The following is a 23,320-nucleotide window of genomic DNA, read 5'->3' as shown; positions in this document are numbered from 1 at the left end:
GGCGGCTCAGCCCTTCTTGGCGCGGGCCGCGGCGGTCAGCAGGACATCGAGGAGGTCGAAGGCGTCGGAGACATCGCCCAGGAACTTCGCCTCCGCCTCCCACTCCTTGTGCAGGTCCTTGGTGAGTCTGGCGACGGTGTCCATGCCGTCCTGGATGTCACCCTTGGCGCCCATCAGCGAGCCAAGGACTCCGAACGCGGACAGGTCGTGCGACGCGGCCTTGAAGTCGTGCAGCGGCTTGCGCGTGTGGTGATCGACCTTGCCCAGCGCGGAAGCCGCCTTGTGCAAGGATTCCGCATCCTTCTTCAGGTCCGACATACTGCCCGCCCCCGTGGGTTGAGATGGTCCCGAGCGTGTTGCGTGTGCTGCGTTGAGCGCTATGTGTCCAGGGGCTGACGTCGCGATCAGCGGTTGACGGACTGGACTTCCTGGACGTTCATGTCCTGGGTCGTCTCGAACGTGCCGTCCGGCATGGTCCCCTTCGCATCACCCGTGCCACGCCAGGAGATCTCCCAGGTGACCGACGCCGTCAGCTGATGCGGCTGGCCCTCGGTGGCGCGCAGGTACGTGATGCCGCACGGCGGCTCCTGCTGCGCGCTGCCCTTCACGTACGGGGTGCCGATGGAGCCGTCCTTGTTGAAGGTGCACTCGCCGGATGCCGGATATGTCTGCGCGTCCTCCGTGCCCGGCTCCAGGTGGAGGCTGATCGGCTTGGCGGTGGTCTCCGCCCACAGGCCCGTGCCGGGCAGCTCGGCCCGCACCTTGACTTCCTGAAACGTGCCCTTGTCCAGCCACACCCACGTGGGTAGCTTCACCATCGACTTGACCTCAGGCTTCAACTCGACCTTGGTGTCGGGCACTTCGGTGCGCTGGTAGGCGAGGGCAGCGAGGGTCTTGGGGTCGATGGCCTGCGGCACCTTCGGGGGCTTGTCCTTGTCCGCCCAGAACGGGGGACGAGTGCATGCGCCCGCGGCCGGGTCATCCTTCATGTCCTTGTTCTTGACGGCGACCCACCACATGCCCTTGCCGTTCTTGCCGGCGTTGAAGTCCTTGTAGGGGTGCCCACTCTTGTAGCGTGCCTTGACGTCCGCGAGGTCCTTGGGGTTGCCGCCCGCGGACTTGTGGATCGACCACTTCGCTTCCATGAACGTCTTGAAGTCCTTGGCCTTCCAGTACGGCTCGTACCAGCAGGCAGGAGCCTTCCAACCCACCCCTGTCGGAGTCAGGGACCCGGTGTGCCGTGCCTTCGAGGGTGCGCCCTCCGTGGCGAAGGCAACCCGGGACAACAGCTCCTGTCCGAACGACTCGCCCGATGTCTCCGTCTCCTGGGAACCAGCACCGCCTCGGCCCGCGGCGAGAGCCGCAGGCGTGCCGAACAGGCACGCTGCGGCCGTCAGCACCGCTACCGCCCTGCCCCGCGTCACGACCGGCACTTCTGCGACCCCCGGTCCTCGCTGAGGCTCCAGGTCTGCCAGACACCGTCCTTGTTCTTCTTCAGACCGGTGTTGTAGAAGACGTAGTTGTCCGGGTCGTTGGGCGGGGTGTCGCTCTTGATGACCTTGTTCGTCTTGCGGTTCTTCAGGTTGGTCTTGCTCTCGTCGACGCAGTACGTCACCGCCGCCGAGTTCTTGTCGAACACCGTCACCTGCCGCTTGAAGTAGCGTGCGGTGCCCGTCCAGCTGATGCTCTTGTCAATGTTGTTCTTCGTGTACTTGTAGAGACCGCCCAGCGCTTGGTCCGTTGCGTAGAAGGCGACCGCGGAGTGCTTCAGATCCCCACTCGCGAGGGCCGCGTCCACAGCACTGATGCGCCGCTCGTTGTCCGCGAGGATCGCATCCTTCACCGCGTCTCGGGTCTGGCGGCCCTCGAAGACGTTCTTCATGTCTGTCGGCAGTTCGATCTTCGGGCGGTCCACCCCGTCGGTTGTCGCTGACGATGACGGTGACGCCGACTTGGAGCTGTCGGTGTCAGCCCCGGCGATCTTCCGGTTGTCCTTCTCGTCGTCCGAGCTACCGCCGCAGGCGGTCAACAGTAGGGCGGCGGAAGCCGTGAGCGCGGCCGCCACGAGCCGGGTCGAGCGGTTCACAGTTGTCTCCGGTGAGGTGAGGGTTTACCCGAGCGAAGCAACGCTATCCGTGATCATCTGGTGACCATGACGGCGGGGCTGACTCTGGCTGAGGCAGATCGAGGCATGCCCGCCAGGGCGCCGTACGGAATGTCCGGCTTGCTGGGCGTTGCGCCGGCGAGACGACTAAATGCGTCGCCTGATATCGGTAAATAGGGGATGAGCGTCTACGTCGAGGTGGAGCTCAGCAGATCTAGCGTGTTGTGGTGCCATGTACTCGTACGAGTGGCTTGAAGTGCGTGGCTCGTGCGGGTTCGCAAGTATCCGGGCCAACATGGGTCCGCTCCTTCGCCGACATCCGCCGAGGCCCTGATCTCGATTGGGAACACTCCTCAGCGATGCCTGCCTATACGGCTCCACGTGAGGTTGGCCCAGTTATGACTCCTCGTTGAGCGCTTCCTGGATCTCGGTGGTGCGACGCTGCGTTGCTGCCGCGTCCTTCTGCTGACGAACCAGCATCGCCTCGGCAGCGGTCAACTCCCGGGCAGCCGACGTTCCAGGTGTCGAGGTCCTTCTTGCGCTCCTCGCGCGATGGCCCAGAAGTGAGGATCCTGGCGACGTCCTCGATCTGCTTCGGGCTCATCGGTGGCGGCGGGCAACAAGAACGTCCGTGCCCGCCCACACCAGCGACGTCGAAGAGGAGACGGCCTGGGTGCAGGCCGTCTACGAGCAGGCGCAGGTGTGCGGAATCGTCACCGGACGGATGTGGGACCGCACCACCTGGAACATCGCCCTCGCACCCATCAAAGGCGACGACCACTACGAGATCCACGAACACCTCTTCCGCTCCGGAAACTTCGTCACCGCAACCGCAACCGCAACCGCAACCGCAACTGCGGACGTCAGCGACTTCCGCCGGGGCGAGCGGGCGGCGGACTTCTGGCGCCCGATGATCACCACGCTGCCCCGCGTCACCCGCACCACCGTGGTGGAGTACCTGCCGCTGGACTGGCTCAAGGCCGAGAAGCGGCTGGAGACCGGGGAGATGCTGCGCACCGCGACCGCCCGCGATGAGCAGGACGCAAGGCGGGAGAAGACCTCCACCCGCACTGGACGGCGGGCAGCCGAGCTGCACGAGCAGGACATCTCCGATGGCGCCGCCTACGTGAAGGTCGCCGCCCACGTCATGATCCAGGCCCGCAACCAGCGGGAGCTGAAGGCGTTTCGCCGCGATGTCGAGCAGAGCGCTGTATCGGCCGGCGCCCACCTGATGTGGATGGACCGCGAACACGAGAAGGGCTGGCACGCGGCCCTGCCCATCCCCGGAGGGGAGATCACATGCTGACCACGACCACTCGCCAGGCCGCAGGCCTCTTCCCCGGCTACGCCTGCAAGCCGGTCACCGACGGGGCGCTGATCGGCGCCTCCCTGCTCGACGGCTCCCCCTTCCGCCTGACCCCAGTGGACTGCGACCAGGAGGTACTGCCGTCCACCGGCATGGCCCTGCTGGGCACGCTGGGCAACGGGAAGTCGACCAACACCAAGGTCATGGCCTTGCGGGACATGGCCCGCCCCCGCCGCCGCTACGCCGTGCTGGACGCCAAGGGCGAAGACGGTGTCGGCGAGTGGGACGCGGTTGCCGCGGCCCTGGGCATCACGCCGGTCCGCTTCGGCGAAGGGGTGTGCATGAACCCCCTCGATGAGCGGATCCCCCCGCTGCACCGCGTGCAGCTGGTGGCGGTGCTCGCTGAACTCGGCGGGCACCAGCCACTGTCACCCGGCGCGCGGATGTCCTTGGACGCGGCGATGGAGTCGCCTGCCGCCCGCACCCTGTCCGGGCTGATGGGCGCGGTCACCACACTGGACGCGGACGCGATCCCCGGCCGCTTCAACGCCGGACAGCTGCTCGGCTTCGGGCAGGAAGTGGTGCAGGCCCTCTCGCCGTTCATCCGCTCCGCCACCCGCGGCATGCTCGACGGACAGACGTCGGTATCGCTGGACGAGAAGCTGACCGTCTTCGACTTCTCCCGCATCGACCGCACCTCCATCGCGCTGCCCGCCCTGATGTCGGTGGTCGGAGTGTTCCTGGAATCGGTGTGGCTCGCCCAAGGCGGGGCCGATCACGGCATCCACTCGACGCTGATCGTCGAAGAGGCCTGGCAGATCCTCAAACACCCCGCCACAGCCGCGCTGTTGCAGCGGATGATGAAGTACCTCCGCCGCGAAGCCCTCTCCGTCACCTCCGTCGCGCACAGCGCCAAGGACGCCACCTCCGAGGAGGCCAAGGACCTGCTGCGGCTGGCCTCCACCCGGGTCCTGCACCAGATGGACGAGGGCGAGGCGGAGCAGTGCCGGGGTCTGTTCTCCCTGCCCGACTGGGCTGTACGGCAGATCCCGCTGCTCGGTCGGGGACAGGCCATCTGGCAGACCGGACGGCACGTCAACCTCGTGCAGCCCCTGGTCACCGACTACGAGAAGCAGCTCTGCTTCACCTCCCGGCGCCGTGACGCAGCCCAAGGCAAACCGCCCGCCGCCATGCCCGCCGCGAGCGAGGAATGGGCGTGGGAGATGCCGCCCAACGTCATCGACCACGCCGCCTGAGCCGAAGACTGAACGGGATCGAACTGAGTTTGGATCTCCGCACACTCTGAGAAGTGCCACACCCCGAGGTGAAACAGGACGTTTCACCTCGGGGCTCAAGTTAGCGTCGGCCTCTAGTTGCAACCCAGAGGACCAAAAGGGCGCCCGGTACAGCAATGGCCAAGTAGAACAGGGCCGACTGAGCGACGCTTCCGTCATCAGCCACGAACTCGCTACTGATTAGCAGAATGAAGAAGAAGGCGAATGCTGCGACGGTCGTACCGATAGCCGATGGGGCTGGTGTGCGCATGCTCTCCTCCTAGGCGCTTAGTAGCACTTGGCACCCTTGAACTTGGCAAGATAAGTGAACTTAAACTCTACACCCTTCTTGCACTTGTCGATCTTTTCATTGCCCATGGAGACAACTGCGGCGTAGACGCCCGCAGCGACAGCCCCGCCGATCCCTCCGGTGATGGCGCCGATGAGACCGGCCGCAGTGGCCGCAGATCCGGCATTGACCGCTTTGGCCTGCGACTTGTTCAACTTCACGTAGACGTACCAACCAAGGCTGACGCCACGCGGCATGACCTCGGTCGCGTCATCCTCCGGCACTTCGCCCCTTACCACGGTGACGACCGGTGAATCCTTGAATGCCTCGACAGCTTCTTCGTAGGTGTACCCCTGCGAGGCGAGGTCCAGGTAGGCGCCACCATCGTCAACTGCCGCTACTGCGGCGGGCTTTATATCGGGCTGTCCAGCAGTCGAGGCAGACGCCGCGGGAGCAACCGCAGTCAGCAGCGCACCAGCCATGACGGCCGAACAAGTTGCCTTAAAAGTACGGGACTTAATCACTTTTAACCTCCGCGTTCACAACGCATGGGAATTTGCGGGCCACTAGGACCAAAGGACCGTAACATGACCAAATCTTTGCCAAACTGCCCTCAATGATGCGAGTTGACGGAACATCAAAGTCGTCTCTTGCGGGGCCAGTTGCTGCACTTTGCGGTGCGTGCGCATGCGCCAGAGCCGGAGTGCGATTTCATTCCGCGTTGCCCATTCGAGATCCGATCGTCATCTACACGGATGTAGAACAATCCCAAATGGCCTGAAAGCGCTTGGGGTTGAGCTAGTCACGCTTAAGGTGACTTCTAGTGACAGAAGGCAGCTAACCGGGCGTTTACGCATGAACAGGATGCACAGGAACCGATGCGCGATCACTGCGAGCGCGTCAGGTTCGAGGCTCCTGGGCTCGCTGGCCACAGCCCGCCAGGACGCCCGGTCTGGTCCGTGTCCGCTACGACGCCAACGACCGCACGCAGCGGTCCTGAACCAACTCCGGCCGCTCCGCCTGACCTTCGCCCACCCCATCGAGGGGCGAAGGCGGGCAGACACCTCAGGTACATAAGTCGTCAAGCCAGGCCGGTCATCATTCGAATGGACATCGATAGCATCATGGACATGCCTGACATGTGGATCGGCTTCAACTCTGATGACCGCCAGAGAGCTTGGTGGCAGAACGGCCTCGTGACGCTGGCCTTCACTGGTGCGGTGGTCGTGATGATCCTAACCGCGCACGAACCGAACAAATGGTGGTTTGTGAGTGGCCTTGGAGTCCTCGCTGTGGTCGCGTTCGTCGGCACGGTCAATCTGATCTATGGCAGGGTCCTCCTGACCGCAAGGGGATTGGAGTTCCGCACCTTCGTCAGCAGGCGGATCATCCCTTGGAGCGAGGTCGCCGGTATCGAGACGCGGCGGCGGGTGATCCGGAGCAGGATTTTGTGTGATCTGCGAGTCGTCAGGGTTCGCGGGCGGGCGCTCACGATTCCGGGGACGGCCACCAGCCGGGTGATGGATGCCGAGCTTGAGCGGAAGCAGGTAGCCATCCAGGAACGCTGGTCCCGCGCGGTCAACGGCTGATGGACTTCATGCCGCGAGAGCCTCGGCTGCTGCGGGGAAGGCTATGGCCTCGTCGAAGCGGGCCCCGCGCTGGAGGCAGTGGTAGAGCTGTCCGAGCAGGCGGAGGGCGCTCTGCCCGTGCTGATCGGGCAGCTGCGACAGGCCATCAGCGACAACCCGGGATCGAGCGACCTGTCCGGTCTCCTCGCCACCACGTTCCAGACTTCGGCGAGCCTGCTGCTGAAACAGAGCGACCAAGGCAATGCCTGGCTCGCGGTCGGACGCGCCACGGCCGATGGCGAACGCTCCGGCGATCCCGTCGTCCTCGCCTCCAGTGTCCGGGTTCACGCCCACGCCTTGGCCCGCGACAGGCACACGGCCGAGGCCGTCACGCGAGTCCGCCACACTGCCGTCCAGCTCGCGGGCTCGTACGACCAGCGCTCCCCGAAATATCTCGGAGCGCTCGGACTGCTGCCTCTGCGCGGTGTCACGGCCGCCAGCAGCGGCGGGGACCGCGCCGCCACCCAGGACTTCCTCACCGAGACGAAGGAAGTCGCCCGTTACGTCGCGCTCGACAGCCAGGACGCCTGGGCCAACTTCAGCCCGACCAACGTCGCCCTGCACGGCCTCAGCGCGGCGGTCGCCTTCGGTGACGCGGGCGTCACCCTGGACACCGCCCGGCCTCTCATGCGCCGGCACATCCCTGTACCTGAGCGCCGCGCCGCCCTGTGGATCGAGGCAGCCCGCGCCTACAGCCAGCAGGGCCGACTCGCCGACGGGTACCAGGCCCTGCGTATCGCCGAGAGCTGCGCGGCCCAGGACATCCGCCGCCCGGCTGTCCGCGAGCTGGTCGCTGACATGGCCGCCCGAGACCGCCGCCGTACGCTGCCGGAACTGCACCGCTTCAGTCGCCAACTGGGAGTCCCCGCGTGAGTGATCAGCCAGACCAGCAGACCGAGCCGACCCAGAAGAAGCCCTTCCTGTACGTCGTCGTGTGCGCCTCCGGGATCGCCGGCGATGTCGGCAAGCTGATCACCGCGGCCCAGGAGGCGAACTGGGATGTCGGCGTCGTCGCCACCCCGCAGGGCCTCGGCTTCATAGACGCCGAGGCGATCGAGGCCCAGACCGGCTACCCGATCCGCTCGGCCTGGCGGCTGCCCGGTGATCCGCGGCCGCTGCCGCCTTCGGACGCCATCGCGGTGGCGCCGGCCACTTTCAACACGATCAACAAGTGGGCGGCGGGGATCTCGGACACCTTGGCGCTGGGCATTCTGTGCGAGGCGTACGGCATGGGCATCCCGATCGCCGTCTGCCCGTACCTGAACGCGGCGCAGGCCGCCCACCCCGCGTACGCACGCAGCCTCGACGTGCTGCGCGAGATGGGCGTCCTGATCGGCTCGTACGAGCCCCACAAGCCGAAGGCCGGAGGCGGTGCCGACCGCTACCGCTGGGAGGAAGCGCTGGAACTCCTCACTCCCGAGCTGCCCGTACCTGCCTGATCAGCGCCGCCGTGCCGGTGGTGCAGGGGATGGCGGAGGAGTAGCCGCCGGGTGGATCGGGGCAGCGGTGCGTTGTACGGCGCTTCGGGCCCTGGCTGCCTGGGCGCGAGGGCCGGGGGCATGGCGTTCACCGAGGCGGCGGATGCGCCAGGTCAGCGCCCGGGCGGGGCTGTGTGCGTCGTCGGGCGTGCGCTGGCCGAGCGCCTGGTCCAGGACGGTGGCCGCGTTGTGCCCGGCGGCCTCCGCTTCGGCGAGCACGGTGGCGAGCGCGTCCCATGAGGTGTCCCTCAGGATGCGCTCAACGTGCTCCGGCGCTGCCTGCTGGAGGTGTTGGGCGAAGCGGCGCTTCGTCTGGGCGCTGGGGGCGCGTTGTGCGAGGCCAACCAGGACGGGCTCGGCGACCTGCCCGTACGCGATCTGGAGGTGGACGAGGGCCTGTTGGGCTGCCGCTTCCTGCTGGGCGTGCTGATGAGTGCGGTGCCAGTGTGCGGCCATCGCCACCGCAGTGAGCACGGTGTTCAGGAGCATCGCGAACCCGGACCCGTCGCCGTCCGCGGGGTTCTCGCGCCAGATCGCTTGGACGCTGCGGCGCAGGACGCGGGCGCTGTCGAGGTCGGCCGCGATGCGGGAACGGGTGGCGCGCTCGAAGGCGGCGGCGGCTGCGGCTCGGTGAACTCGTAGACGGAGCACGTCGCGGGTGGCTGCCTCCTGGCCCAGGCGCTTGGCCTTGAAGTGCTCCTGGCTGGTGGGGCGCTTGGCGCCTGTGCCCTCGCCCTGTTTCAACCGCCGGAGTCCGTAGTCGACTTCGAATTCGCGGGCCTCCTTCTGGACGGCGCGCTGGTCGTAGCCACGATCGGGGCGGCGGCCGTCCTGGCGTACGAGGGTGGCGGCGATGTGGATGTGGTCGTCGGCGTGGCGGACGGCGACCCAGCGGCAGGTTTCCTCGTCCCCCTCGGGGGGCGATGCCGGCGGCGGCCACGATTCGGCGGGCGATGTCGGCCCACTGGGCGTCGGTGAGAATCGGGTCCTCGGGTGCGACGCGCACGGGGCAGTGCCACACGGTGTCCCTGGGCGCCTTGTCGCCCAGCATCTTCACGGGCTGGTCGAGTTGGGCGACGAGCTGCCGCTCCACCTCCTTCGGGTCACGGTGGGGACTGCGGCCGGGGTCGGGAGCGAAGCCGTTCCAAGAGGCCACCAGGTGTGGGGCGATGTGTTCGTTGGCGCGGCCCTTGCCGAAGAGGTAGCCGATCGTGCGCCGCGTGGCCTCCGGGCCCGCACTGAGGATGATCTTGGGTATCACCCGCTCACCGCCCCTCGGTGACCTGAGCGATGGCGGCGTCCGCTTCGGCGATGACCGCCTCTACGCGGTCCAGGAGACGGAGGGCGACATCGGGGTGGGGCCAGGCGCCGTCCTTGTTGAGATGCCCGGCGAGCTGGTTGAGATTGCTGCCGATCTTGCCGAGCTGCCCGTTGGAGGCCATCAGCGCCTGGATCATGGCGCGGTAGTCAGCGACGGCTGCAGTGGGGTCGTCGGCGCGGGCCGCGGCGAGCGAGCAGTCGGCGACGTAGCCGCCGACTGCCATGCCGGTAAGGGCAGCGGCGTTCTGGACGAGGGAGAACTCGTCGTTGTTGTAACGGGGATGGACGCGGCGCTCGCGCAGCTGCTTGTCGCGCAGACGGCGACGTGGCGCAGGCTGCTGCGGGGTGATCGACGACTTGCTGGTCCCCGTCTCGGCTGGCACCCCCGGGCCGGCCGACCCCGGCGCCGCCTCGGCGCCGGAGACCTCCGCCCCCTGAGGGGCGGAGGTCGGGTAAGGACTCCTTACCCGACAACTTGCTGCGCTGTTGAGGCCGTCATTCATCTCCTGCTGGTGGACGGGGAGTTCGTGGTGCGGGTCTTGCATGGACTGGTTCTCCGTGGGGTGGCAGGGGCGAGAGTTCGTCGGACGAGGGTCCTGTGTCTCCCCGTGCTCGTCGGCACGGGGAGACACAGACGGCGATTGGCGTGAACGCGGGCGTCAGGCGGTGCCGGACGGAGCCGTGGCGGGCTCCCCCTGCTGCGGGGAGGCGTCGTCGTCGAGTACGTCGAGAGGCTCACCCTCGGAGCTGTCGTACGCGACGGGCTCGGGCAGGTTGGTGCGCTCGGCCCGAAGTTGGTCGCGCACTACGCGGGTGCGGTTCTGGCCGACGCGTAGTTCGTTGCGCAGACGCTCGGCGGTCAGCGAGTCGTCGCTCCAGTCGGCGGTCAGGAGCCGTGCCTCCTCCAGGACTTCGACGTTGGTGCGGAGGCGGTCGGCGGTCGGCTTGGGCGCAGCGGGTACCCGACCGGTCGCCTGATGGCGGGCCGTTCCGGTCGACTTCGCCACGGCGGCCGACCGGAGCGACCGGGCAGCGCGTTCCACGAGACCCGGAAGGCCATGAGGACGACGGCCACCAGGCCGAGGACGAGCGTGGAGCGGGCGCGTGCCCGGCGAGCCTCTGCAGGAACGGTGACAGGGCGAGGTCGAGGGCAGGGCGTAGCCGCTGTACGGAGTGGTGTCTCGTACCACTCGTCGCGTGCCTGGTCAGGACAGGTACGAGTGGCGCGGTGATGTCGACTCGACTCGTTGCGGTGTGTTCACTCGTCCCTGCGCTGACCTGCGCGGGGACGAGTGATGCGAGTGGAGTCGGGTCAGGCGGCGGTGCCGGGCAGCGGCTCGTCCGCTCTCTGGGCGGGCCCGTCCACCGGCTTCGGGCTCGTGGCAGTAGCGCGCCCACGTGTCGAGGAATTGGTTGCGGGCGAAGCCCTTGGCCTGGGTGCCGTCGGGGAAGCGGTGGTTGGCCGAGCCGATGCCGTAGGGTTTCAGGAGCAGCTGCAGGCCGCGCGGAGTCAGGCCGTTGGCGCCGTACTCCGCCCAGGGGGCTTCCTTGTCCGCGTTGAGGGATTCCAGCAGCTGCTTCGTGCTGAGCACGGCAGGGTCGCTGACGGCGGCGAAGGCGCGGCGGATGCCGACCAGGAGGCGGGTAGTGCCCATCCTCGGCGAGCCCTGGCCCGGCGTCCCCCCACGGCCTGCGCCACACCCACCGCACGATGATGGAGGACCTCGGTACCGAGAAGGTCCCCATGGACGAACGCATGGGCCACATCGACGGCTCGGTCTCCGCCCGCTACGCCCACGTCACGCCCGGCATGCGCAAGCGCCTCATGGCCGGTCTGACCGAGCAGTGGGAGGCGGCACTCGACGCCCGGCTGGCCATGAGTCCCAGCTCGCCGGTCGCTGTCCTGGACGCGTTGTTGCAGAAGCGTCGGTTGATGGCTGTCACACCGTCCGGCGATGGACCCACCACACGCACAGCGCGGTGGCTGCCGCAGTGAGGCCGAGGTAGATACCGGCCTCGGCCCACTGGAGTGCCCAGAAGTTGCTGGCGGGTTGGTAGGTGACGCGCTGGTGATAGCCCGCGTCGGCGAGTGCTTTGGCGCAGGCTTTGATCGAATCGCAGTCGGCGTACGTGGTCGGCATGCGGGATGCGGTCTGGCCGGAGGCGTTCAAGGTGTGCTCGGTGGTGACCCAGGCGCCGGGCTTGCCGATGTCGACGTGGGACACCGAGCTGATGCCGTAGTTGGCCAGGGTGCCGGGCGTGAACGCGATGTCGGTCGTCACGGGCGTCGCCAGGTGGGGTCTGATCCACAGGGGCATGGTGATCTGCACGGCGGCGAAGGCCGCGAGGGTGGCGCCCATGGCGGGTACGGTGCGGCGGATCATGACGCCGAGGGTGACGCCGAGCAGGAACGCGAAGAGGGCGTAGCCGAGCGGGACGATGCCTCGTGCGCCGAACGTGACCGGGTCGATGCGGGGCAGGAAGTTGTCGGTGTTGTCCGAGCCACCGGCGTTCACGGCCTGGTCGATGGGGTTGCTCCACCAGGTGACGGCGAGGCTGGCGAGGCCCGTGGCCGTCATGGCTGCCAGGCCGGTGAGGCTGAGCTTCGACAGTAGCCAGCGGGTGCGGGTGGTTCCTTGGTTCCAGGCCAGGTGGTGGGTGCCGGACTCCAGTTCGCTGGCGATGAGGGGCGCGCCCCAGAACATGCCGATGAGGGCGGGCAGGAGCAGCACGGCAAGACCGCCGACGAAGTACACGGTCTGGTCGGCGCCGGTGATCTGGTGCATGAGGTCGGGTCCTGCTGCGTCGTAGAGACCAGCGAGGTGCGGTCCGGTGGCGGCGAGCAGGACGGCAAGTGCGGCGACCCCGGCCGCGGCCAGTGCGGCCTGAGTGCGGAATTGGCGCCAGGTCAGCCAGATCATCGGGAGGTCTCCAGGGCGGCGGGGCGGGGTGTAGGGGCTGCGGTGCGGCTGCCGGTGCGCATGTAGGCAAGGACGATGTCCTCCAGCGAGGGGCGGTTGATGCTCCAACTGGTGGTGCGGGCCGCCGCGTCGCCGCGTACGAGGACGGTGGTCTGCTGGTCGGTCCGCTCGAAGGTGACGATGTGGCAGTCGGCGGGCAGGTCGGGCGGGGCGGTGACGGCGCCGGGGCGGGTGAGCCGGTGATGGGCGGCCTGCAACTCCTCGATCTCCCCAGCGACTTGGACGCGGGAGTCAGTCAGGACGATCACGTGGTCGCAGACACGTTCCACGTCGGAGACGAGGTGGGAGGAGAGCACGACGCTCGTCTCGTGTTCGGCGACGGACTCGGTGAGGTCCTGCAGGAACTCGCGGCGGGCGAGTGGGTCCAGTGCGGCCACCGGCTCGTCCAGGATGAGGAGGTCGGGGCGTTTGGCGATGCCGAGGGTGAGGGCTAGCTGGGCGCGCTGCCCGCCGGACAGACTCCCCGCGGTGGCGGCCGGGTCCAGACCGAGGCGGCGGATACGGTCCTCGGCGAGGGTAGTGTCCCAGCCTGCCCTGTTGAGGCGGGCGCCTAGCGTGAGGTGGTCGGCGACGGTGAGCGCCGGGTAGGTGGGGGTGTCCTGGGCGACGAAGCCGACCTTGGCCAGTTGCGCGGGTCCGGCGCCCGGTGTGCCGCCGCAGACCTCGATGGCGCCGACCGTCGGGGCCAGCATGCCGGAAGCGAGTTTCAACAGAGTGGATTTTCCTGCCCCGTTGGGGCCGACGAGGCCGACGATCCGGCCTGCGGGCACATCGAGGGTGCAGTCGGCCAGCGCCCAGCGTTTGCGGTACCGCTTGCCGAGCGAGCGGGCGCGGAGGATGGGGGCGGTCATGCGGGGGCCTCGCTCTTCGAGTTCGTGGCAGCGAGGTGTGGTGTGGTCAGCATCAATCGGCTCCCAGGTCTCTGCGGCAGGTCTGGATGTCCGGTCGGCGTGACCGGCCCGAGGGACGCTATGAGGGATGAGCATGCTGGCGCGTCCGGCCTCAGACCTCTTTGTGGTCCTGCGCCAGAAGGACCCGCGGGCTGTGTCGTCCTTGCGATGTAGACGAGGGATGCAGGGCCCCCGACGGCAGGGATCTTCGGGAGGACGTCAGGGGAACCGATGGCCTGTGACAATCGGTGCATGGAGAGTGGATCGGCGGCGGACTGGCTGCGGGACGGGGTCGCGGCGCTGAGGCGTTCGTCGGGTCCGCTGCCCCGGCCCTCCAAACGGGGCTTGATCTTCGATGCGGTGTTCGCCGCGATTGCCCTGGTGACCGCGGTCAACTCTGGCCTCAGCGTCGGCATGGACCGTACGTACAAGATCGTCGACGGCACGGTCCGCGTGGTCGAGGGCTCCGGCAACTACGTCGGCGCGCTGGCGCCGATGGTGCTGTGCACGCTGCCGCTGGTCCTGCGCCGCCGCTACCCGCTCACGGTCCTCTGGGCCGTCATGGCCGCCGGCCTGATGGCGCCGGGCAGCGAGGCCCGGGTGATCCTCTACATGACGCTGGTCGCGACGTATTCGGCCGTCATGCACAGCCCGTACCGGATCCCGGCGCTCGTGAGCGTCGGCGTGGCGCTGCTCGTGCTGAACGGGGCCAGGACGCCGGACGTACCGACCATCCAGAACGAGTACGTGCCGCTGCTCATCGTGCTGCCACTGGCCGTGGTGGCGGACGGCATGCGGCAGTGGCGGATGCGCGCCGACGCTCGGGCCGAACGGATGGCCGCCCTGGAGCACGAGCGGGCCGAGGAACTGCGCCGCGCCACCGAGCGCGAGCGGGCCCGGATCGCTCGCGAACTGCACGACGTGGTCACCCACAGCGTCAGCATGATGGTCATCCAGGCCGGCGCCGCCCGCAGGGTCATGGGCGCCGAGCCGGGCATGGCCCGCGAGGCGCTCCTCGCCGTGGAGTCAGCGGGTCGCTCCGCGATGGGTGAGTTGCGACACGCCATGGGGTTGCTTACCGCTGAAGCCGAGGCCGGGACACAGGTCCGGGAACTCGCCCCGCAGCCGGGGATCGGTGAGCTGGATGCGCTCGTCGGCCGGGTCCGGGAGTCGGGGCTGCCGGTTGAGCTGACGGTGACCGGAGAGCCGCGCCCCGTCTCCTCCGGCGTCGGTCTCGCCGCCTACCGTGTGGTGCAAGAGGCGCTGACCAACACGATGAAGCATGCGAAGGGCGCCCACGCGAGGGTGCTTCTCGACCACTGTTCCGACGCCCTGCACATAGCGGTCACCGACACCGGCGGCACCCCGAGCGCCACCGCGGCGAGCGGCAACGGCCACGGCCTGCTGGGTCTGCGTGAACGCCTCGCCGTCTACGACGGCACCCTCACCACCGGCCCCGCCCCCGGCGGCGGCTACCAGGTCACTGCCCGCATCCCCCTGGAGACGTCATGACCGACGGCCCGCTGCGTGTCGTCGTCGCCGACGACCAGGCACTCGTCCGCACCGGCTTCCGCATGATCCTCATGTCCGACGGCATCGAGGTCGTCGCCGAGGTCGCCAACGGCATCGAGGCCGTGGAGGCCGTGCGCCGGACCCGCCCGGACGTGGTCCTCATGGACATTCGGATGCCCGAACTCGACGGCCTGGAGGCCACCCGCCGCATTCTGCGCGACGTGCCGCCGGACGCCTCGGACAGCCCGCGCGTGATCATGCTGACCACGTTCGACCTCGACGATCTCGTCTACGAGGCCCTGTCCGCCGGAGCCAGCGGCTTCCTGCTCAAGGACGTCACCCCGGAACACCTGGTAGCCGCTGTCCGCCTGGTCCGCACCGGCGACGCGTTGCTCGCCCCGGCGATCACCCGCCGTCTTGTCGAGCGTCACGCCCGTCAGGTCCCTGAACCTGCATCGGCCCCACCGCCCCGGCCGCACCCCGGACTCGCCGCCCTGACCCCACGCGAACTGGACGTCCTGACCCTGCTCGCACAGGGCCTGAGCAACACCGAACTCGCCGCCCGCCTGCATCTGTCCGAGACCACCGTGAAGACCCACGTCTCGCGCATCCTCGCCAAACTCCAGCTGCGTGACCGGGTCCAGGCGGTGGTCCTCGCGTACGAGACCGGACTGGCCAGAGCAGGGGACGGCGTTACGGCTTCGCCCCCTGCCTCCGAGGCGCCGGGGACAACGTCACCGTCTCGTCAGGGATGACCCGAGGCGGCGCTACTTCACCGACGTCTACCTCGGCCTCGGCGACAAGCCCGCGGACTGGACCGGCCTGTCCTGGCCCGACCTGCATTTCGGCCACCTCTGGTTCATCCAGAACCTGCTCGCCTACAGTGCCCTATACGTGCTTTTCCGCCAGGCGGCCCGCCTGCTGAGGCGCCGCGACAGCCGGACCCGCATTCGCCAAGTGCCGGGCCACAGTGCTCTGTTGCTGCTCGCCACTGCTCTCGCTGCAGCAACCTTCCTGATCCGGATCAAGTACCCCCTGGACACCTGGATCCCGGTCCTCGACTTCCTCCAGGTCGAACCCGCCCGCCTCCCGCAGTACGCCACCTTCTTCACGCTCGGTGTCGTTGTCCATCGCCACGGCTGGCTGCGCCGATTCGACGCCCGCACCGGCTGGATCTGGCTGACCGCTGGACTGCTCGGCGTCGCCCTGCTGTTCGCCGTCGGGGCGGACGCACCGGCCTTCGGGCCCGGCGGCTTCAACGCAGCCTCGGCGCTCTGGGCGACGTACGAGGGCTTCCTCTGTGTGGCGCTCAGCGTCGGCCTACTCACCCAGTTCCGCGAGACACTGACCGGCACGAACCGGCTCACCCGAGAACTGTCCGCCGACTCCTACTCGGTGTACATCCTGCACCTGCCCATCGTGGTGGCGGTGCAGTTCTTTCTCGCGGATCGCGGCCTGACGGCGGCCGGGGCATGGCTCATTGCGTCCGCCGCCGGTGTGAGTGCCGCATTTGTGGCCGCCGCCGGGCTTCGTAGGCTCCCCGGAGCCGCAAGGATTTTGTGACGCGAGGCGCTCGGCTTCGCGAACGCGCAGGCTTAGGCGGTGGAGCGCTACGGCTGGCGGGCATCGTCGGCATGAAGGTACTGGAAGACCCTGACCAAGATCTTCTCCCAGATTTCTCCCAAACGATCTCCGGAGACACAGCAAGGGCCTGACCCTCAGAGAGGATCAGGCCCTTGACCTGGTGTTTCAGCTGTCGGGGTGGCGGGATTTGAACCCACGACCTCTTCGTCCCGAATGAGGTTCGGTAGCTGATCTTGCCTGCGTGGATGGCGTTTTGCCCGGTCAGGGACGTGGCCTCGATTGGCCTCGCATGGTGTGGACGAGATTCCGGGGGCGAGTCGGCTCCCAAATGGCTCCCAGGTTGCTCACGTGAGGCCCACGCTCCGCCACGTGCTGCAGCGCGATGGGTGCGGCCCATCTACTTGGGGGAATAGTTGTCTCCTGGTGGTCAATCGAGGCGTTGACAGCAGAGGGCGCGTGCGGGAAGCGCGCTGCAACCTCATCAGTTGACAGGCCAGTGGACACCGGCTAGGGCCCCGGCGACAGCGACAGCACTCGCAGACAAGAGGACCAGCAGACGCCTCGGACGCTGACGGAGGCTGATACGCAGCGCGCCGATTCGAACCTCCAGGTAGGGCGCTTGGGCGGTCAGCGCCCCACGATGGAACGGGCAGGTCCCGGGTGGCTGGAAGCACTCAGGAGCAGGCGGGGCAGGATTGGGCAAATGGCGGGGCTGGTCACCATTGCTGTGCAGAGGCACGGTCGTCTCCTTGAGGTTGCTTGTGTGCGTGACGCCGTCGAACCTCCCTCAGTGACCGTTCAAAAGGGTGCAAGTGAACAAGAATGAACATGCAGACGAGAGCTACAGCGGGGAGAGCGAACCGTGAGTGATGAGGCATCACTAGATCCGGCTGCTGCGCTTACAGAGCTTCGCAATCGACTGCGGACCGCCAGTGATAGACGTCGGCTGAAGCAGAAGCACCTGGTGGCGTGTACCGGGTTGTCGCGCACGACCATCAGCCGAGCCTTGAGCTCTGCCGCACCGGCACCAACCAGCGCAACGGTGCACCACCTGGCGGACGCCCTGAGGAGCACCAGCGCGGAACGGCAGACACTGCTTGACCTGCTGAACACCGCGGCAGGAACAGCCACTGCTGCAGACGTGGGCCAACCCATCGGCGAGCATGATCCGTATGACCGGGGAGTACACCCGGCCATCGACTCGCCCGATCTCCAGATGCCGCGAGGCCGGGCGGCCCCCTTGACCACTTATGTATCGCGTGCGCACGATGAGGATCTCGCTGCGGCCGTGGACAAGGTGCAGGTTGGTGGCAACCAAATGCTAGTGCTGGCGGGCGCCTCGTCAACGGGAAAGACTCGTGCCTGCTGGGAAGCCATCCAGCCACTGGCAGAGGCTGGATGGTCGCTGTGGGAACCATTCACTGACGGCGAACCCGCACGGTTCATCGAGCAATTGGGACGGGTCAGGCCCTGCACAGTGATCTGGCTTGACGAGGCCCAACTCTGGTTGGGAACTTCCGGGACCGGGGAACAGGTCGCTGCCGCGCTGCATGCCGTACTCAGCGATTCGCGGCGCGCACCAGTCTTGGTGCTGGGCACACTGTGGAACGAGGACGCCGAGAGCTACCTTGCCCCGCGGTCGCCAGGCGAGCGGGATGTACACCTCCGGGTGCGGAAACTTCTGGAAGGCCGCGTGGTCAGCGTGTCACCGACCTTCAGTGGCAAGGAGGCCAGGGCCGCCACGGAAACTAGCGACGCGCGCATGCATCAGGCTGTGATGCGCACCGAAAATGACACGAGTGACAGCACTGGCGAATTGCCAGTCGCTCAATTCCTGGCTGGCGCACCGGAGCTGGTGCGTCGCCACCAACAGGCATCTCCGGCAGTTCGGGCAGTGCTGGACGTGGCAATGGATGTCTTCCGTCTTCCCCGTGAACCTTGGTCACGTCTTGGCCTCCCGGCAAGGGAACTTCCCGTGAAATTGCTGGCCGTAGGTGCCTGGGATTACTTCCTCGGCCATGATTTGAATCAACTCCCCGAGGATTGGCTAGAAGGGGCTTTGGCTGATGCCGGTCGGCCAGTACATGGGGACATGGCCCCACTAAGTCGTTTCAAACCCCGCTCGGGACTCGCGAATGGCGCCCGCGATGAGAACTCGGCCTACCGGTTGGCCAATTATCTTGAGTTTCGCAGCATTAAAAATCGGGCGCGAAGGTGTCCGCCAGAGTCTTTCTGGCAAGCCGTTTATGACCATCTTCCCCCGCATCAACTGGGGGCACTCGGCGAGGCCGCCTACGTCCGCCATCGGCTTCGCTGGGCTGACCGGCTGTGGCGGAAGGCAGCCACTGGTGGGAGTGTGAAGTTTTTGACCCGCCTTGCGCACCTTCGCGTTATGGTGGAAGATTTCTCCGGCGCGGCAGGAATACTTCAGCAGGCTGCCGAAGCGGGGAGTGTGGAAGCGGCTTCTCTGCTTGAAGGTCTCCATATGGGGCGCCGCCATTTCGACAGACGCTTCCTGGTAGATCATTCCCATCCCGGATTCGACCCAGACGAGGGTCCGATATTTGAGTTCTGGGGCAACTTCGACGTTCAGGAATTCCTGCCGCAGGTAGCGTCGTTTCTGCAGATCGAAGCCGAAACTAGCCACCCTGAACAGTTAGTTCGCCTCGCGACCGTTCGAGAATATTTGAGAGATCACCAAGGGGCCGAGGTCGTCGCCCGGAAAGCCGCCGATGCGGGATACGCAATCGCCATCCGTGAGATCGAGTGGATTCGAGAAAGCGAGAGTAGTCTTTCGAGGGGACCGCGACGCAGCACTGATGCTGATGGGATTAGTCATCGGGTATGGCGCTACGGGTTGGAGGCTGATGGCACGCCCTCGACTCCGTGGTAGCAGGGGACTGCTCCATCCCAACCGCTCTTGAGGCCGCTGAACACTTGGGCTGGGCGGGTCGGCACCATCGCGTCGTGGGCGACGTGCGATGGGTGCAGGGCGACATGGCTTTGGCTGCAGAGGCTTTCGGGGCAGCCCGCGCGGAGGGTGAGGCACACGGCAAGAGCGGGGAGGCGGCCATGGCACAGGCCATGCGTGCCTTCACCCTCGCGTTCACGACCGAACCCACCGTCGATGATGAGATTGACCTCGGCGAACACCTCCTGGCCCAGGTCGACCTGCGGGCCGCGACCCTGGACGTACGGATTGCAGCGCTCCTGCGCGACGCCGGAACAGACACGGGAGTTGAGGACCGGGCACAGGTACTGGCCGCTGAGATCAGTACGTCGGGGCTGCTCTTCGTCCAGGCCAAGCTTGAGTTGGCACGAGCCTTCCACCACGCCATCCGTGGCGACCAGGCGGGCATTGCCTCCAGGATCAGCCGACTCCGTGAGCTGACCCGTGAGGGCTACTACGCCTACTGCGTCGACATCGCCCACTTCATGGCTGATCTCCGGCTCGACAATCCCTCCCGCGCACGGTGGCTCGACGAGCAGCAGACGGTACGCCAACGCTGGCGCAGCATGGTCATCGATCGACGCGCTCTGCACGCGTCACGGTCGGCCACCGGAACGTCGTAACCAGTCAGTACGAATCGGTAGCTGTCGGACACTTCGATTGGGGTGCGGGAAATAGCAGTTGTCCTTCGTCGTACGAGCTAGTGGCTGCCAGCGAGTTCGCCGCTGGGCTTCTCGTAGATCTGGATGCTCGGGTTTGTTCAGGCCGATGATCTCGACGGTCTTGCCGCGCTGGTCGTGCTTGGTCTCGAGGGCGGCGACGGAGGAGGCGTCCCAGATGTGGGCGGTGGTGAGCTCGATGACGACCTTGTCGGGATCGGTGGCGTAGTTGAACTGGCCGACAACCAGCTACAGGAACACCGCCGGTACACGCCCTAGCTCATCCCTTGCCATCGGGCAGGGAGAGGACGAGGCGGACGTGTTCCTTCATGACCATCAAGCCCTCCGAGGACTTGGCGGCCGGGGCTTTCACCGAGTGCATGCTGATCGTCGGACGTGCTTCACGGTCCATATCCCAGGCCCGGATGTCGGCCATCAGGCGCTCCGCAAGGTGTTCCCCGTCCGGCCCGTGCCCGATCGCCCCCAGCTCCCACACTGGACGCCCGGCTCGGGTTGTGCTCTACGTCGCCGGTGCGCGTACTTAATGATCTACTGTGTGCACGCCAGTAGGAGGCGATGGCTCGTCGCTCGGGACTCTTAAACGCCCCGAGCGACGAGAAACCGGTCAGGGTGTGCTCCGTAAACGGAGCACACCCTGACCAGCCTTCAGCGCAACCAGTTCGCTGCTCCCATGGCAACGGCCGTCATCGTGCTCCCGAACGCCAGCAACTTGAGCGGTGCGTGATCAAGTGTCATGTGCAAGGGGCCGCAACGAAGTTCGAAGGCCGGCGTGCGCGGGGGCGGCTCTGACGGGTGGGCGGCTTGAGCGTCAGGAACAACGTGAGAGTTGAGGTCCTTGGCCATGGCTTCTCCGATTCTTCGGGCCTACGGCACAGTCGACCGTAAGCAAGTGGATGGATCGGTGATTCGAGCGCGCCCACCTTCGAGCATCTGATACTTAGCGCTGCAAGTCGCTCCGCCCGCTTTCCGCCCTTGCTGTCGAGGCTGGCCACGTCCTGCAAGCCAGGTCATACGGGCGTGACCTGCAGTTTCTTTCTCCGCTCTGCGGCTTCGGGTCGAGTAGCCGAACACATAAATCTTTGAAGTCCGCTCTGCGACGGGCACGTTGCGACAACCACGGTTGTCCTCACGGGGCATGCTGTGACAACTACGGTTGTCCTCATGCGTTCAGTGAGCGATGACGAGTTCTGGTTCGATTCGGACGCCATGGCGGATCCATGGCGTCCGCTTTATGCTCCCGAAGTGGCGCGCATGCAGGACCAGTTGAGGGAGCTTGCCTGCAACATCGCGGGTCGGATCTCGGCACGTGGTCAGGAGTGTCTGGCCAACGGACACGAACCCTCGGCTATGGCGGAGTTGTTCGGAGACTGGCAGCTCGCCTACCTGCACGCCTTGCGGCGGGTGCATGAAGCCGCCGAGGCACTTGCCGCCGAGGCTGCGCTGATGGGCGGGGGAATGGGCGCTACCTATGGCCATCTGGGATCTGCCTGGGGGATCTCCAAGCAGGCAGCGCGTAAGAAGTGGCCTGGTGCGGTCGACGATGGTTCGGGGCAACCAGAGAAGATCACGGTGGAAAGGTACGGCGGGGTTGCCGAGATCACCTACCTTCCGGACCGATGTGCTTGGGGCTGGACTGCTCACGGCAGCGACGGAACACGCCGCGAGGCGGAGGAGGTGTATACCGTCCGGTGGATAGCCCTGAGCGCGGCCGAGTGCTTCCTTCGAGATCACGTCGTGCATTGGGCAGGCATCGAACCTCCGCGTGCGCTTGGCGATCCGAAGGACTGTTGGTGCTGGGATGGCGATGGCGACGCCTGGGCGCAGGAGCCGAGCAACGACCAGTGACCGCGGTGCCTTCGGCGGAGGATGGCGGTTGCTCCCTGTTCCGGATCCGGCTCCCAAACGGCTCCCAAGAGCGTCCCTGAAACCCAGTAAGGGCCTGACCCGCGATGCGGATCAGGCCCTTGACCTGGTGCTTCAGCTGTCGGGGTGGCGGGATTTGAACCCACGACCTCTTCGTCCCGAAGCAACTGGGGGTGGCGGCTGCCCTGGGCGTGCGGTGCCCTGCACCTGCGCTGATGGTGCGCTGACGTTCACGGTTGTTCGCGGCTGTGCGCCTGCGTTGTCACGCAGTTAGTCACTCGCCTGACCGCGCCCTCGTCGGTTGCGAATCCCGCGGCCGATGGCTGTACCCAGGAAGCGCGCTATGACTTGGGGAGCTCGGTGACGAAGGTACCGATGCCTGGCTGCATCTGTGCCAACCCTGCCTCCCGGAGTTCAGTGAGGACGCGTCGAGCGGTCATCTGCGCGATGCCGAACTCGCCCTGGATCGCGAGGACGCCCGGCAGCTGACTTCCCGGCGGGTACTCGCCGTCGGCAATCCGCTGCTCGATGACGGCGTACACCTGCTTCCATCGCGGGATATCCGGCTTCCAGTCCATGATCCGAAGGTAGGCAGTACAAGCCTGATCGGCGAGGCGAGATTGCCTGACTGGCCTAGCTACCCTAGCTACCTAGGTCTACGCTGCGTGAACACACATCACCCCTGCGGTCGCGCGAACGACCCAGGGGCGTGGACGACTGGGATGGAGTCGACGTGGACGAGGGTACGCAGGATCAGAACGCTTCGAACAGCCCGAGCATGCCCGTGCCGGAGCCTGTCAGCTACGGCTACTGCACATGGCACGGCGGCTTCAGCGAAGGCATCCGTGTAATCAACGTGGTGGAACAGGGGTCCGGACCAGGGGGAGTGCAGTCCGCATGCCTCCCCTGCCTCGAGGCGCATGACCTGGTCCCGTTCGCCGACCGGCCATGACCGAGACCTGGCGGCCGCAGCCACCGCCCGCCAAGACGCTCAACGGCTGGCAGTACCTCGGCTGGCACTGCTGCTGGTGCGACGTGCTCATGCGGGAAGGGGCCAGGTCCGCCGGTCGCGCTGAAGGGCACTCCGGTGCACACGACTTGTCCATCGAGGTGTACGAGTGTGGCTCACACTGCCCGAAGCGTCCAACCAGAGCCGAACCTGAGTAGTCGGCCTCGAAAGCCGTGGGGATGCAGGCTCTACGAGAACGAGTCCCGCTGCTGGAGGCCCGACCAGGGAAGCGACAGGCACACCGTCAATAGGGGCTACTAGTATTTGTAAGGTGCCTGACGTAGGAGATAGTTCCGGAGCGCCTGAGCCGGATGCCGCACCACTGTCCCGGTGGGAAAGGCTTTCAGCCTCCGCACTAGGGCTTGGCCTGTCGGGTGCCGGCGTTGCTGCTGTCTTCATGACCAGCAATCAGGCTGGCTCTGTCGCCCTCTTGCTCGTTGGGGTTGTGCTGC

The 23,320-nt window shown here is 66.7% G+C and carries 21 protein-coding genes and 4 pseudogenes; 12 read left to right on the top strand and 13 right to left on the bottom strand.

Annotated elements, in window-relative coordinates:
- Positions 1-6 precede the first annotated feature (6 nt).
- From ACIO9J_RS25790 to ACIO9J_RS25780, 3 genes are all read right to left on the bottom strand, one after another.
- Positions 7-288, bottom strand: coding sequence for a hypothetical protein (locus ACIO9J_RS25790; protein WP_402004091.1), 282 nt, complete (start codon positions 286-288; stop codon positions 7-9).
- A gap of 116 nt (positions 289-404) precedes the next feature.
- Positions 405-1,424 carry a hypothetical protein gene (locus ACIO9J_RS25785; RefSeq protein ID WP_402004088.1) on the bottom strand — a complete coding sequence of 340 codons (1,020 nt, stop codon included), beginning with the start codon at positions 1,422-1,424 and terminating at the stop codon, positions 405-407.
- Positions 1,421-2,086 carry a hypothetical protein gene (locus ACIO9J_RS25780; RefSeq protein WP_402004085.1) on the bottom strand — a complete coding sequence of 222 codons (666 nt, stop codon included), beginning with the start codon at positions 2,084-2,086 and terminating at the stop codon, positions 1,421-1,423. Before ACIO9J_RS25780 ends, ACIO9J_RS25785 begins: the two co-directional genes overlap by 4 nt.
- Positions 2,087-2,777: 691 nt before the next feature.
- On the opposite strand from ACIO9J_RS25780, the gene ACIO9J_RS25775 reads away from it, so the two are divergent.
- Both ACIO9J_RS25775 and ACIO9J_RS25770 read left to right on the top strand, forming a co-directional pair.
- On the top strand, positions 2,778-3,410 hold the full coding sequence (locus tag ACIO9J_RS25775; protein ID WP_402004082.1) for a hypothetical protein: 633 nt from the start codon (positions 2,778-2,780) through the stop codon (positions 3,408-3,410).
- Positions 3,404-4,666 (top strand): hypothetical protein, encoded by a 1,263-nt coding sequence (locus ACIO9J_RS25770; RefSeq protein ID WP_402004079.1) that lies wholly within the window; start codon positions 3,404-3,406, stop codon positions 4,664-4,666. The genes ACIO9J_RS25775 and ACIO9J_RS25770 overlap by 7 nt, the downstream gene beginning before the upstream one ends.
- A 306-nt stretch (positions 4,667-4,972) precedes the next feature.
- Here the strand turns inward: ACIO9J_RS25770 and ACIO9J_RS25765 are convergent, their stop codons facing one another.
- Positions 4,973-5,455 carry a hypothetical protein gene (locus tag ACIO9J_RS25765; protein WP_402004076.1) on the bottom strand — a complete coding sequence of 161 codons (483 nt, stop codon included), beginning with the start codon at positions 5,453-5,455 and terminating at the stop codon, positions 4,973-4,975.
- A 648-nt stretch (positions 5,456-6,103) separates the two neighbouring features.
- On the opposite strand from ACIO9J_RS25765, the gene ACIO9J_RS25760 reads away from it, so the two are divergent.
- From ACIO9J_RS25760 to ACIO9J_RS25750, 3 genes and pseudogenes are all read left to right on the top strand, one after another.
- Complete coding sequence (locus tag ACIO9J_RS25760; protein ID WP_402004073.1) at positions 6,104-6,562, top strand: hypothetical protein; 459 nt, start codon at positions 6,104-6,106, stop codon at positions 6,560-6,562.
- Positions 6,563-6,664: 102 nt separating this feature from the next.
- A pseudogene (locus ACIO9J_RS25755) lies at positions 6,665-7,474 on the top strand (transcriptional regulator); the annotation flags it as partial.
- Positions 7,471-8,040 carry a flavoprotein gene (locus tag ACIO9J_RS25750; RefSeq protein WP_402004070.1) on the top strand — a complete coding sequence of 190 codons (570 nt, stop codon included), beginning with the start codon at positions 7,471-7,473 and terminating at the stop codon, positions 8,038-8,040. The pseudogene ACIO9J_RS25755 and the gene ACIO9J_RS25750, both read left to right, overlap by 4 nt.
- Here the strand turns inward: ACIO9J_RS25750 and ACIO9J_RS25745 are convergent.
- The 4 genes and pseudogenes from ACIO9J_RS25745 to ACIO9J_RS25730 all read right to left on the bottom strand — a co-directional run bounded on the left by ACIO9J_RS25745 (position 8,041) and on the right by ACIO9J_RS25730 (position 11,054).
- A pseudogene (locus ACIO9J_RS25745) lies at positions 8,041-9,340 on the bottom strand (mobilization protein). It abuts the gene before it with no gap.
- A 4-nt stretch (positions 9,341-9,344) separates the two neighbouring features.
- The gene (locus ACIO9J_RS25740) at positions 9,345-9,782 is read right to left on the bottom strand and encodes a plasmid mobilization protein (RefSeq protein WP_402004067.1); all 438 of its coding nucleotides are present in this window, start codon (positions 9,780-9,782) and stop codon (positions 9,345-9,347) included.
- Positions 9,783-10,058: 276 nt separating this feature from the next.
- Positions 10,059-10,406 carry a hypothetical protein gene (locus ACIO9J_RS25735; protein WP_402004064.1) on the bottom strand — a complete coding sequence of 116 codons (348 nt, stop codon included), beginning with the start codon at positions 10,404-10,406 and terminating at the stop codon, positions 10,059-10,061.
- A gap of 198 nt (positions 10,407-10,604) precedes the next feature.
- The gene (locus ACIO9J_RS25730; protein ID WP_402004061.1) at positions 10,605-11,054 is read right to left on the bottom strand and encodes a DUF3631 domain-containing protein; all 450 of its coding nucleotides are present in this window, start codon (positions 11,052-11,054) and stop codon (positions 10,605-10,607) included.
- Between ACIO9J_RS25730 and ACIO9J_RS25725 the strand changes: the two are divergent.
- Positions 11,020-11,395 (top strand): annotated as a pseudogene (locus tag ACIO9J_RS25725) (LacI family transcriptional regulator); the annotation flags it as partial. The gene ACIO9J_RS25730 and the pseudogene ACIO9J_RS25725 sit on opposite strands and share 35 nt — an antisense overlap.
- Here the strand turns inward: ACIO9J_RS25725 and ACIO9J_RS25720 are convergent.
- Complete coding sequence (locus ACIO9J_RS25720; RefSeq protein WP_402004058.1) at positions 11,340-12,320, bottom strand: transporter; 981 nt, start codon at positions 12,318-12,320, stop codon at positions 11,340-11,342. The pseudogene ACIO9J_RS25725 and the gene ACIO9J_RS25720 overlap by 56 nt on opposite strands.
- The gene (locus ACIO9J_RS25715) at positions 12,317-13,231 is read right to left on the bottom strand and encodes an ABC transporter ATP-binding protein (protein ID WP_402004055.1); all 915 of its coding nucleotides are present in this window, start codon (positions 13,229-13,231) and stop codon (positions 12,317-12,319) included. Before ACIO9J_RS25715 ends, ACIO9J_RS25720 begins: the two co-directional genes overlap by 4 nt.
- A 291-nt stretch (positions 13,232-13,522) precedes the next feature.
- On the opposite strand from ACIO9J_RS25715, the gene ACIO9J_RS25710 reads away from it, so the two are divergent.
- The 5 genes from ACIO9J_RS25710 to ACIO9J_RS25690 all read left to right on the top strand — a co-directional run bounded on the left by ACIO9J_RS25710 (position 13,523) and on the right by ACIO9J_RS25690 (position 19,939).
- Entirely contained in the window at positions 13,523-14,782 is a 1,260-nt protein-coding gene (locus ACIO9J_RS25710; RefSeq protein WP_402004052.1) for a sensor histidine kinase, read from the top strand.
- Complete coding sequence (locus ACIO9J_RS25705) at positions 14,779-15,537, top strand: response regulator (RefSeq protein ID WP_402004049.1); 759 nt, start codon at positions 14,779-14,781, stop codon at positions 15,535-15,537. The genes ACIO9J_RS25710 and ACIO9J_RS25705 overlap by 4 nt, the downstream gene beginning before the upstream one ends.
- A complete protein-coding gene (locus ACIO9J_RS25700; RefSeq protein ID WP_402005389.1) occupies positions 15,491-16,345 on the top strand; it encodes an acyltransferase family protein in 855 nt (284 codons plus the stop codon). The genes ACIO9J_RS25705 and ACIO9J_RS25700 overlap by 47 nt, the downstream gene beginning before the upstream one ends.
- A gap of 883 nt (positions 16,346-17,228) precedes the next feature.
- Positions 17,229-19,259, top strand: coding sequence for a hypothetical protein (locus ACIO9J_RS25695; RefSeq protein ID WP_402004047.1), 2,031 nt, complete (start codon positions 17,229-17,231; stop codon positions 19,257-19,259).
- Positions 19,260-19,333: 74 nt separating this feature from the next.
- On the top strand, positions 19,334-19,939 hold the full coding sequence (locus ACIO9J_RS25690; RefSeq protein ID WP_402004044.1) for a hypothetical protein: 606 nt from the start codon (positions 19,334-19,336) through the stop codon (positions 19,937-19,939).
- 77 nt (positions 19,940-20,016) lie between these two features.
- Here the strand turns inward: ACIO9J_RS25690 and ACIO9J_RS25685 are convergent.
- Positions 20,017-20,221, bottom strand: a pseudogene (locus tag ACIO9J_RS25685) (sodium-independent anion transporter); the annotation flags it as partial.
- Positions 20,222-20,255: 34 nt separating this feature from the next.
- Positions 20,256-20,411, bottom strand: a complete 156-nt coding sequence (locus ACIO9J_RS25680; protein WP_402004041.1) for a hypothetical protein — start codon at positions 20,409-20,411, stop codon at positions 20,256-20,258.
- A 746-nt stretch (positions 20,412-21,157) separates the two neighbouring features.
- On the opposite strand from ACIO9J_RS25680, the gene ACIO9J_RS25675 reads away from it, so the two are divergent.
- Complete coding sequence (locus ACIO9J_RS25675; protein WP_402004039.1) at positions 21,158-21,841, top strand: hypothetical protein; 684 nt, start codon at positions 21,158-21,160, stop codon at positions 21,839-21,841.
- 359 nt (positions 21,842-22,200) lie between these two features.
- On the opposite strand, the gene ACIO9J_RS25670 is transcribed toward ACIO9J_RS25675, so the two are convergent.
- A complete protein-coding gene (locus ACIO9J_RS25670; RefSeq protein ID WP_402004036.1) occupies positions 22,201-22,437 on the bottom strand; it encodes a GntR family transcriptional regulator in 237 nt (78 codons plus the stop codon).
- Positions 22,438-23,320 lie beyond the last annotated feature (883 nt).

It is taken from the genome of Streptomyces sp. NPDC087300 (assembly GCF_044744425.1).
Taxonomy (GTDB): Bacteria; Actinomycetota; Actinomycetes; order Streptomycetales; family Streptomycetaceae; genus Streptomyces.
Note: the sequence above shows the minus strand (reverse complement) of the source record. Positions and strands in the feature narration are given on the sequence as shown.

Bases quoted from the DNA above. Each gene is read 5' to 3' on its own strand.
- ACIO9J_RS25675 (WP_402004039.1), top strand. From the start codon at position 21,158: ATGCGTTCAGTGAGCGATGACGAGTTCTGGTTCGATTCGGACGCCATG.
- ACIO9J_RS25730 (WP_402004061.1), bottom strand. From the start codon at position 11,054: ATGGGCACTACCCGCCTCCTGGTCGGCATCCGCCGCGCCTTCGCCGCC.
- ACIO9J_RS25715 (WP_402004055.1), bottom strand. From the start codon at position 13,231: ATGACCGCCCCCATCCTCCGCGCCCGCTCGCTCGGCAAGCGGTACCGC.
- ACIO9J_RS25705 (WP_402004049.1), top strand. From the start codon at position 14,779: ATGACCGACGGCCCGCTGCGTGTCGTCGTCGCCGACGACCAGGCACTC.
- ACIO9J_RS25710 (WP_402004052.1), top strand. From the start codon at position 13,523: ATGGAGAGTGGATCGGCGGCGGACTGGCTGCGGGACGGGGTCGCGGCG.
- ACIO9J_RS25760 (WP_402004073.1), top strand. From the start codon at position 6,104: ATGCCTGACATGTGGATCGGCTTCAACTCTGATGACCGCCAGAGAGCT.
- ACIO9J_RS25720 (WP_402004058.1), bottom strand. From the start codon at position 12,320: ATGATCTGGCTGACCTGGCGCCAATTCCGCACTCAGGCCGCACTGGCC.
- ACIO9J_RS25670 (WP_402004036.1), bottom strand. From the start codon at position 22,437: ATGGACTGGAAGCCGGATATCCCGCGATGGAAGCAGGTGTACGCCGTC.
- ACIO9J_RS25680 (WP_402004041.1), bottom strand. From the start codon at position 20,411: ATGGCCGACATCCGGGCCTGGGATATGGACCGTGAAGCACGTCCGACG.
- ACIO9J_RS25765 (WP_402004076.1), bottom strand. From the start codon at position 5,455: ATGGCTGGTGCGCTGCTGACTGCGGTTGCTCCCGCGGCGTCTGCCTCG.
- ACIO9J_RS25770 (WP_402004079.1), top strand. From the start codon at position 3,404: ATGCTGACCACGACCACTCGCCAGGCCGCAGGCCTCTTCCCCGGCTAC.